The organism is Shewanella sp. 11B5, assembly GCF_002836795.1.
GTDB lineage: Bacteria > Pseudomonadota > Gammaproteobacteria > Enterobacterales > Shewanellaceae > Shewanella > Shewanella frigidimarina.
The window spans coordinates 1-8,439 of sequence record NZ_PJAP01000348.1; the positions used below are offsets into that span (position 1 = coordinate 1).

The following is an 8,439-nucleotide window of genomic DNA, read 5'->3' on the forward strand; positions in this document are numbered from 1 at the left end:
AGCATAGTCACGCCACCGAGCACCATCAATAACAGTGTCACCACGGTAAAACCGCCAATGACTCTGGTCGCTACATTAATTTTCATACAGTACTCCGGCTATTATTATTTGATCCTGATTTTTATCTTGTATGTGTTATCGCATATCACGATATTGAATTTATTAAAGGGCGATTGTTTCTCAGGCAAGCGTAATAAATTCTACATTTAACTATCGGCTAAATGGTACTTTAGTTTAACGTTAAATTAACCTTTTTTGGGTAATTATTTCATTCTTTTCAAGATGCCATAATGTTAAATGCTCTCCCCAGCAGCAACCTGTATCTAATGCGACAACGTGCGGTTTACCTGTTTGGCCCATTAACGCCGCCCAATGACCGAATATAAGGGTGTTTTGCGGCGCTGTTTTAGATGCAAACTCAAACCATGGGCGTAACTCGGTAGAATGCTGTTCGCTAGGCGGTAATTTGCATTTAAAATCAAGACGACCATCAAGGTGTAAAAAACGCATACGTGTTAATGCATTGATACAATAACGTAGTCTGTCGATACCGTGCAAAGATGGAGACCAGTGCTCAGCATCTTCTGTGTACATTTTGGCAATTAATGCGCTTAGATAATCATCTTGCTGTAATGCAAAACTGACCTGCTCAGCTTCATGTTCAAGGATTGCTATATCCCATTGTGGAGGCACACCAGCATGGGTCATGATGATATTGTGTTCAGGTAAGGTTCTGACTAAGGGTTGTTTGCGGAGCCAATTGACTAAATTATCAATATCAGGAGCGTTGAGTAATTCATCAAGATGATCTTGTGGATGGGGCCGCTTCAATTTCCCGTGCAGAGCCAAAAGATGTAAGTCATGATTGCCCAGTACCACTTTTGCTGAATCTTGTAACGACTGGAAGAAACGGAGTGTTGCTAACGATTCAGTACCTCTTGCCACAAGATCGCCCACGGCCCAAAGTTGATCTTTGGACGGGTTAAAAGCCACTTTTTGTAACAATAGTTGTAACTCTGAATAGCACCCCTGAATATCACCGACAAAATAGTGTGCCATGACTTATTGGAATATCCCAGGAACAGCAAGACGAAAAGGCGGAATCGTTGCTAAAAATCGCTCGCCTTTATGATTTTCCATACCATAAGATCCTTGCATAAAGCCCACTGGCGTTTCCATCACAGTGCCACTGGTATATTGGTAAGCCGTATTAGGTGCAATTGTGGGGGTTTCCCCTACAACACCGGGGCCTTTTACTTCATTCTGTTCGCCGTCAGCGTCAGTGATAATCCAATGACGGTCTTTAAGAGTCACCTTGTTATCACCCAGGTTGATGATGGTAATGGTATAGCTAAATAGGTATTTATTATCGGCGACATCTGATTGTTGTTCTAAGTATTGGGTGTCGACTTTAATTTTAATAGGCGATTCAACTTGGCTCATATTATGTCCTAAAGCAAAAGGGCATGCTCAATATGCATGCCCTTATAATTAATCTTTTTTGTCACACAGCATATTAGCCATTGCCACATATTGTGGGACACTAATTTGTTCTGGCCGCAGGCTCGCATCAATTTGCAGTGCTGCAAAGTCTTCGTCTGACAGTAAGGTTTTTAAATTATTACGCAAAGTCTTACGGCGCATATTAAATGCTGTCGTGACTAGGTGTCTTAATACATCAACATTTTTACACGGCCAAGGTTTGACTTCAAAAGGCAATAATCTTATCACTGCAGAATCAACTTTTGGGGCAGGGGTAAAGCTTGTTGGTGGCACTTCTAATACTGGTACTACTTGGCAATAATATTGTGCCATCACCGTTAAACGGCCATAAGCTTTGGTACCAGGGCTTGCTGATAAGCGCAAAACCACTTCTTTTTGCAACATAAAATGCATCGTTTCTATTTGTTCTGCAAACTCAAACAAATGGAACATCAGTGGCGTTGAAATATTGTAAGGAAGGTTACCAAACACTTTCATTTTCTTGCCAGGCTGTTGCAACTGACCAAAATCAAACTGTAACGCATCACCTTGGTGAATGGTCAGTTTGTCTTTAAGTACTGGGTGATATTGTAAGCGTTTCACCAAGTCACGATCTAATTCAACAACGGTTAGGTTATCAATCATATCTGCAACAGGTTCAGTTAATGCACCTAAACCGGGCCCAATCTCAACCATTACATGATCGTTATCAGGTGCAATAGCGCCGACTATGCTGCTAATTACGCCTTGATCAGTTAAGAAGTTTTGTCCAAAACGCTTTCTGGCCGTGTGGCCTAAATGTACTTTATTACTCATTAAAATGGGTTACTTACTTTTTGAGGCCAATTCGATGGCTTTGTTTAATGCACAGGTAAAACTGCCGCAATCCGCTTTACCACTGCCGGCCAATTCTAGCGCGGTGCCGTGATCGACTGAGGTGCGAATATAAGGTAAACCTAAGGTGATATTGACCGACTTGCCAAAACCTAATGATTTAAGCACAGGTAATCCTTGGTCATGATACATAGCTAATACTACGTCAGCTTGTTCAAGATACTTAGGTTGGAATAAGGTATCGGCTGGCAACGGGCCAACAATATCCATGCCTTGTTCTCGTAACTCGTTGAGCGCAGGTATGATGGTATCAATTTCTTCACGGCCTAAATGGCCGTCTTCTCCTGCATGTGGATTGAGTCCACACACATAAATTTTGGGTGAACCTAAACCAAATTTACTGACCAATTCCCGATGCAAAATGGTAATAATGTGATGCAGTCTGTCGCGGGTAATGGCTTTTGCAACGTAAGCTAATGGTATATGTGTGGTCATTAGCGCCACTTGTAACCCTGGTGCTGCAAGCATCATGACGACATCTGCACAATTGGCTTGTATTGCAAAAAATTCGGTATGACCGCTAAACGGAATACCTGCTTGGTTAATAATGCCTTTGTGCACAGGACCGGTAACAACCGCGTCGAATTCATTCGACATATTTTTTTCACCAGCGTAGCGCAAGGTTTCTACTACATAAGCGCTGTTAGCTTCATTCAGTACACCACACTCAACTTCTTCAGCTAATGCAAAAGGAGCAATGGTTAATGTGCCTGCTGTTTGCGGCTTCGGTGGTTGCGATGGTTGATACGGCCTGAGTTGTAAAGGCAGTCCAAGCATTTTTGCTCGTGTCATGAGTAAATTGGGGTCGGCACAAACAACTAACTCAACAGGCCATGCCTGTTGAGCGAGTTTGATGACTAAGTCGGGACCAATACTAGCTGGTTCGCCGGGAGTGATGGCAATACGTTTAGTCATTAATTTTGCTTAGCCTCGTTTGCTTTCTGGCTCAACGATTTCGATATACGCTTCAGAGCGCATTTCGTCTAACCAGTTTTGTAACTCTTCATTAAACTTACGACGGAAGATTAATTGATGAGCACGGTTACTGTTAAATTGTTCAGTGGCATCTGTTTTGCGACGCGATTCAAGTTGGACAACATGCCAGCCATGAGTAGTTCGGAAAGGCTCACTGTATTGGCCTTCCTGAAGACTGGCTAGTGTTTGAGTAAATTCTGGCACATACATGCTTGGGTCTGCCCAACCTAACTCACCACCTTTAGCTGCAGAACCAGGATCCTCAGAGTACTGAGTAGCTAATTTAGCAAAATCAGCATCACCTGCACGAACTTGAGCTAAAAAGTTAGCTAACATCGCTTTAGCACGATCTTCCGACAATATCGGAGATGGCTTTAACAGGATATGGCGTGATTTTACTTCTTCAACTTCTTGGGTTTGTAAACCACGAGTGTCGACTACTTTAATAATATGGAATCCTGAACCCGATTTAATCGGACCGATTATGTCACCTTTTTTGGCGTTACTGATAACTTCAGCAAACAAGGTTGGCATTTCGTTAATGTTCATAAAGTCCCAGATCCCGCCTTCTAGGGCTTTAGGACCTGATGAAGACGCAATAGCGGTACTACGGAAATCATCGCCATTGTTTAAACGTTTAAGCACGATTTCTGCACGGCGGCTAGCACCTTCAAGTTGTTCGCTCGTTGGGTTGCTTGGTACTTCAATTAGAATGTGACCAATTTGAAACTCAACATCTTTTAAGCCTTGTTCTTGAATCAATTTCACTAAACCACTAATTTCTTGTGGTGAAACCTGAATACGGCGTTGCACTTGAATGCGCTGAATTTCACCTAGGGTGACTTCTTGACGTAACTGTTCGCGATATTGGCTAAAGCTCGTACCTTCGCTTTCAATAGTCTGCTGCATTTGCGCAACGGTTACTTTTTGTTCTTTAGCAATATTTTCAATCGTTTGGTCTAATTGTAAATCACCAATCTGCAGGCCGATACGTTCAGCCATTTGCATTTGCAAATGAGTTAAAATGAGACGTTCGATTACCTGAGTGCGCAAGGCATCGTCAGATGGTAATGTTTGATTCGCTGCTTTAGCATTGGCTTTAACAGTTGAAACCATGTTGGTGATTTCACTCTCAAGAATGATGCCATCATTAATTTGTACTGATACGCGATCTAATGGCATTGGCGCAGCCATACTGGTGTTACTCATAGCTAACGCTAGTAATGCAAAAATTATTTTTTTACTGTGTTTCATCCACAAAATCCTTGGCACATTCGATTCAATAAAACTGGCAATACATCGCCAAAATAAGGTTACTACTTCATACTCAACAGCATGTTTGTTGTTATTGGACTATGAGTTTGTCGCTAGGTTCAGCAATCTATCACAAAAGAATGCTAATTCCTCAAGTAAAGTGGTTTACGGTAGTTAAATAAGCCTTCATTTAACATGTCGTCTACCCCTAACGGACCTGAACCACCTAAACCTTTAATGACAAAGTTTAGGTAAACACCGCTTTCAAACTCTTCGCGTCCATCAATGCTTTCTGATAAATCATCGTCATAGTTGGTTTTGATACGATAATGATAACTTAAGCGCAATGCCCAGCAACATGACTCATATTGTACGCCTGTGTAAGTTTCAATATTACGAGATTCATTGAGATCGTAATAGTAGTTGCCGACAAAATATAAGTTGTCACTAATAGGCCACGAGGTACGTACGCCAGCTTGGGAAATATCAACTTGGTCATTGGTGTTAGTATTTAATAAGTCGGGTACATATCGGTAGCTTAACTGCAATAATCGGTCGCTACTTGGACGATAATCCAAAGTGACTTCATTCTTTTTGTTTTCACCCGTTTCTGTGTCGTGTTGCACTGAACCGCTCACAAACCAATCGTTGTATAATTGGGCATCTAATTCAGCCGCTAATACCGATGTTGACTGGGCAGTTTCTTCGTACGTATCGTCAATACTGACTTTAGAGTCTTCTAAATACATGATTTGACCTACGCTAAACTTGAGTTTTTCGCGGTTAGTTTGATCAAATAAACGAGTAGTAAAACCTAAAGTAAACTGGTTGGCATCTGCAACACGGTCTAAGCCTGAATATTGGCGATCGCGGAACAAACCATAATAGTCTTCTTGCAATTGTGCGGTGTCATAAATACCAATATTGGATTGGTCTTCATAGCCGACATAAAGATATTGAATTTGAGGTTCCAGGGTTTGACGGTATTGTTCATCAAACAATTGGGTTGCTCGCTCAAAATTCACCTGGCCATGTAAACGCGCTTGCGGGATCGTACGGCTTATACTGTCGTTTAATGTTGAGTCTTCGTCTATATTTTGCTGCCAATACTGAGTTTGCAGTAATTTAACTTCACTGGTAAATGAACCTGCAGGCCCTTGTATCGGCCAAATTAAGCTTGGCACTAAATGTAAGCGGGTTGCGGTATTATATTCGTTATCTTGATGGCGGAAATTGGTCAGTTCTGAATTAAATTTAAAATCGATAGTGTTAAAAATGTCTGCAGAACGATAATTAAAGTTTAACTGTGGCATTACTTGATATGGTTTTTCATCTTCGCCAAGCACTTTAATATCTTGCACGCGCATGTTGAAGTCCCAGTCGCGTTCAAAATAACTGGCTTCACCGATCCGTGATAATTGGTTATCGGTTGATTGATTAACGTCAGAATTTAAATCGTTGAAATAATTGTTATCGGACACATCGGTATAGTCTGATCTCACTCGCCAGTTTTTGTTAACTGCGCCTTGATGGCTCCAGTGATACAAATAACGGTCAGCATTAGACGTTAGCTTACTATCGCTGCCTAAATATTCAACATTGAACTGACCATTTTGCTGTTCTCCAGCAAGATAGCGAAACTCTGTTTTGGTATATAGCCCACGCGAAGACATGAAGTCTGGTGTGAAAGTTAAGTCAAACTCTGGCGCGATATTCCAATAATACGGAGTACTAACTTCTACACCGTTAGTGGTGCTGGTACTAAAACTTGGGAATAAGAAACCAGTTTTACGCTTATCCGATACAGGTACAGTCATATACGGTATATATAACACTGGAATATTGGCTATACGCAGCTTGGCATTCCAAATTTCACCCCATTCTTCTTTGCTGTCAATTTTGATCATGTCAGCTTCAAGTAACCATGATTCGTCACCAGGAGGACAGGTAGTGAAGTTGGTTTTTGTTAGCAATAGATTATTGTCTGAAGTGATCTGTAGTTTTTCAGCATCGCCATGCACTTGTTGCCCATGTAGCCAATATTGAGCGCCTTTTAGGGTGGCGTTATTGGTGCTCATCTGGGCTTCTAAGGTATCTGCCGTAACGGTAAATAACTCATCTTTAAAGATAAGGTTACCGTCTGCATTTAAGCGTTGTTCTTTTTGATCTAATACAGCGTTATCAGCCGCAATATGACGAAGTCCTTGGCTGAAACTGACATCACCCGAAAACTCAGCTTGATTATTGTAAGCAACGCTGGAGTGATCACTAATGATAACAATTTGATCGTCTGATATGCCGGTTAATGCCTCACGGTCTTCGAATGAACGAGACACAGGAGGAGCAACAACGCATTGCAATGAAGGCGCTTCGGTCGTTGTTGGCTCATCAGCCAACACGATATTTGGGAGTAGGCTTAGTGCCAGAAAATAACGGATCTGCATTGTTGTCAATAATTTATGAATTCTGATTCCGGAAAGTTTTGGAGAGAAAAAGATACTCAGCTAGATGAAACATTCCATTCTTTAGCTGTTTCCAAATGTTATGCTGGCTATAATAAAGCAATTTTTCGTTAAGAGCCATTGAGATGATTTTATCTGACCCAAGATTTGTCGCGTTAAGTAACTGGTTATACCAATATTTCGGCGATAAAGTTGCCATTAACTTGATCTGCGGCGATGCCAGTTTTCGACGTTATTTTCGTCTTCATCATCAAGGCATTGATTATATCGTTTCAGATTCACCTATCGACTTAGTACCCATAGCACCATTCTTGGCAATGGCTAAAGCTTATCAACATGCAGGATTACTGGTACCCGAAGTGCTTGCAACCTGCAATGACTATGGTTTTGTTTTACAAACTGATGTGGGCGAATTACAGCTCTTGTCGGTGCTGAATAAAGACAATGTAACCGACTATTATAAGCAGGCATTAAACTTATTGCCGGTCATTGCTACGGTAACGGAAACCGACAATGGACCGTTAGCAGATTACGACGATACTTTCGTGGCAAGAGAATTAGCTATTTTTGTCGATTGGTTACTAAAAGAGCATTTAGATTACGTATTAACGGACAATGAGCAGCAAATGATTGCGACCACGTTTTCCGCCTTAACAGACAATGTACTCGCGCAACCGAAAGTGGGTATGCATCGTGACTACCATAGCCGTAATTTACTGATAAATGATCAAGCGCTAGCAGTGATAGATTTTCAAGATGCTGTGTATGGGCCGGTGACTTATGATGCGGTATCATTGCTGCGCGATTGTTACGTGCGTTGGCCGGACGATATTGTTAATCACTTGATGCGATATCATTATCAGCTTGCTATAGCTCATCAATTGATTGATGAAAATGTTGATTTTGCTACCTATACAAAGTGGTTTGATTTAATGGGGTTACAACGCCATATCAAAGCCGCGGGGATTTTCGCGCGGTTATATCATCGTGACGGTAAGCGCGGTTATCTGGCTGATATTCCATTAACCTTGCAATATGTCGCAGATATTGGGATTAAATACCCACAAATTGCCGATTTTAGTCTGTGGGTCCACAAGGTGATTTTACCGTTAGTAAACCACAAAAATACTCATGAGGCGGTAAGCGAAGCATGAAAGTGATGATACTGGCTGCAGGTCGTGGGGAGCGTTTACGCCCGTTAACAGACTCCTTACCTAAACCATTAGTGAGTGTTGCAGGTAAACCTTTAATTGAATATCACTTAGAAAAACTCGCGTTAATTGGTGTGACTGAGGTCGTGATTAATCAAGCTTGGTTAGGGCATAAGTTACCTGAAATGCTAGGTGATGGTAGTCGATGGGGTTTGCAGATT

General features: G+C 41.6%; 9 protein-coding genes. 3 read left to right on the forward strand and 6 right to left on the reverse strand.

Features of this window, described 5'->3' with window-relative positions; genetic code table 11:
* On the forward strand, positions 1–210 hold a 210-nt coding region (locus tag CXF78_RS21620; protein WP_219622057.1), incomplete at its 5' end, for a hypothetical protein.
* Between the two features lie 30 nt (positions 211–240).
* Here CXF78_RS21620 and CXF78_RS07430 read toward each other — a convergent pair.
* From CXF78_RS07430 to lptD, 6 genes are all read right to left on the reverse strand, one after another.
* Positions 241–1,059, reverse strand: a complete 819-nt coding sequence (locus CXF78_RS07430; RefSeq protein ID WP_102036412.1) for a symmetrical bis(5'-nucleosyl)-tetraphosphatase — start codon at positions 1,057–1,059, stop codon at positions 241–243.
* Between the two features lie 3 nt (positions 1,060–1,062).
* The gene (gene apaG, locus CXF78_RS07435; protein ID WP_102036413.1) at positions 1,063–1,443 is read right to left on the reverse strand and encodes a Co2+/Mg2+ efflux protein ApaG; all 381 of its coding nucleotides are present in this window, start codon (positions 1,441–1,443) and stop codon (positions 1,063–1,065) included.
* Between the two features lie 48 nt (positions 1,444–1,491).
* Complete coding sequence (gene rsmA, locus CXF78_RS07440) at positions 1,492–2,298, reverse strand: 16S rRNA (adenine(1518)-N(6)/adenine(1519)-N(6))-dimethyltransferase RsmA (RefSeq protein WP_102036414.1); 807 nt, start codon at positions 2,296–2,298, stop codon at positions 1,492–1,494.
* 9 nt (positions 2,299–2,307) lie between these two features.
* Positions 2,308–3,291: a 4-hydroxythreonine-4-phosphate dehydrogenase PdxA gene (gene pdxA / locus CXF78_RS07445; RefSeq protein WP_102036415.1), complete on the reverse strand. Its 984-nt coding sequence runs from the start codon at positions 3,289–3,291 to the stop codon at positions 2,308–2,310.
* Between the two features lie 9 nt (positions 3,292–3,300).
* Complete coding sequence (surA, locus tag CXF78_RS07450; protein ID WP_011638520.1) at positions 3,301–4,605, reverse strand: peptidylprolyl isomerase SurA; 1,305 nt, start codon at positions 4,603–4,605, stop codon at positions 3,301–3,303.
* Positions 4,606–4,748: 143 nt separating this feature from the next.
* Positions 4,749–7,049 carry an LPS assembly protein LptD gene (gene lptD, locus CXF78_RS07455; RefSeq protein ID WP_011638519.1) on the reverse strand — a complete coding sequence of 767 codons (2,301 nt, stop codon included), beginning with the start codon at positions 7,047–7,049 and terminating at the stop codon, positions 4,749–4,751.
* A 143-nt stretch (positions 7,050–7,192) separates the two neighbouring features.
* On the opposite strand from lptD, the gene CXF78_RS07460 reads away from it, so the two are divergent.
* Together CXF78_RS07460 and CXF78_RS07465 are read left to right on the forward strand one after the other, a co-directional pair.
* Complete coding sequence (locus tag CXF78_RS07460) at positions 7,193–8,221, forward strand: aminoglycoside phosphotransferase family protein (protein ID WP_102036416.1); 1,029 nt, start codon at positions 7,193–7,195, stop codon at positions 8,219–8,221.
* On the forward strand, positions 8,218–8,439 hold a 222-nt coding region (locus CXF78_RS07465; RefSeq protein ID WP_180957083.1), incomplete at its 3' end, for a nucleotidyltransferase family protein. The genes CXF78_RS07460 and CXF78_RS07465, both read left to right, overlap by 4 nt.

Bases quoted from the DNA above. Each gene is read 5' to 3' on its own strand.
- CXF78_RS07430 (WP_102036412.1), bottom strand. From the start codon at position 1,059: ATGGCACACTATTTTGTCGGTGATATTCAGGGGTGCTATTCAGAGTTA.
- apaG (WP_102036413.1), bottom strand. From the start codon at position 1,443: ATGAGCCAAGTTGAATCGCCTATTAAAATTAAAGTCGACACCCAATAC.
- rsmA (WP_102036414.1), bottom strand. From the start codon at position 2,298: ATGAGTAATAAAGTACATTTAGGCCACACGGCCAGAAAGCGTTTTGGA.
- pdxA (WP_102036415.1), bottom strand. From the start codon at position 3,291: ATGACTAAACGTATTGCCATCACTCCCGGCGAACCAGCTAGTATTGGT.
- surA (WP_011638520.1), bottom strand. From the start codon at position 4,605: ATGAAACACAGTAAAAAAATAATTTTTGCATTACTAGCGTTAGCTATG.
- lptD (WP_011638519.1), bottom strand. From the start codon at position 7,049: ATGCAGATCCGTTATTTTCTGGCACTAAGCCTACTCCCAAATATCGTG.
- CXF78_RS07460 (WP_102036416.1), top strand. From the start codon at position 7,193: ATGATTTTATCTGACCCAAGATTTGTCGCGTTAAGTAACTGGTTATAC.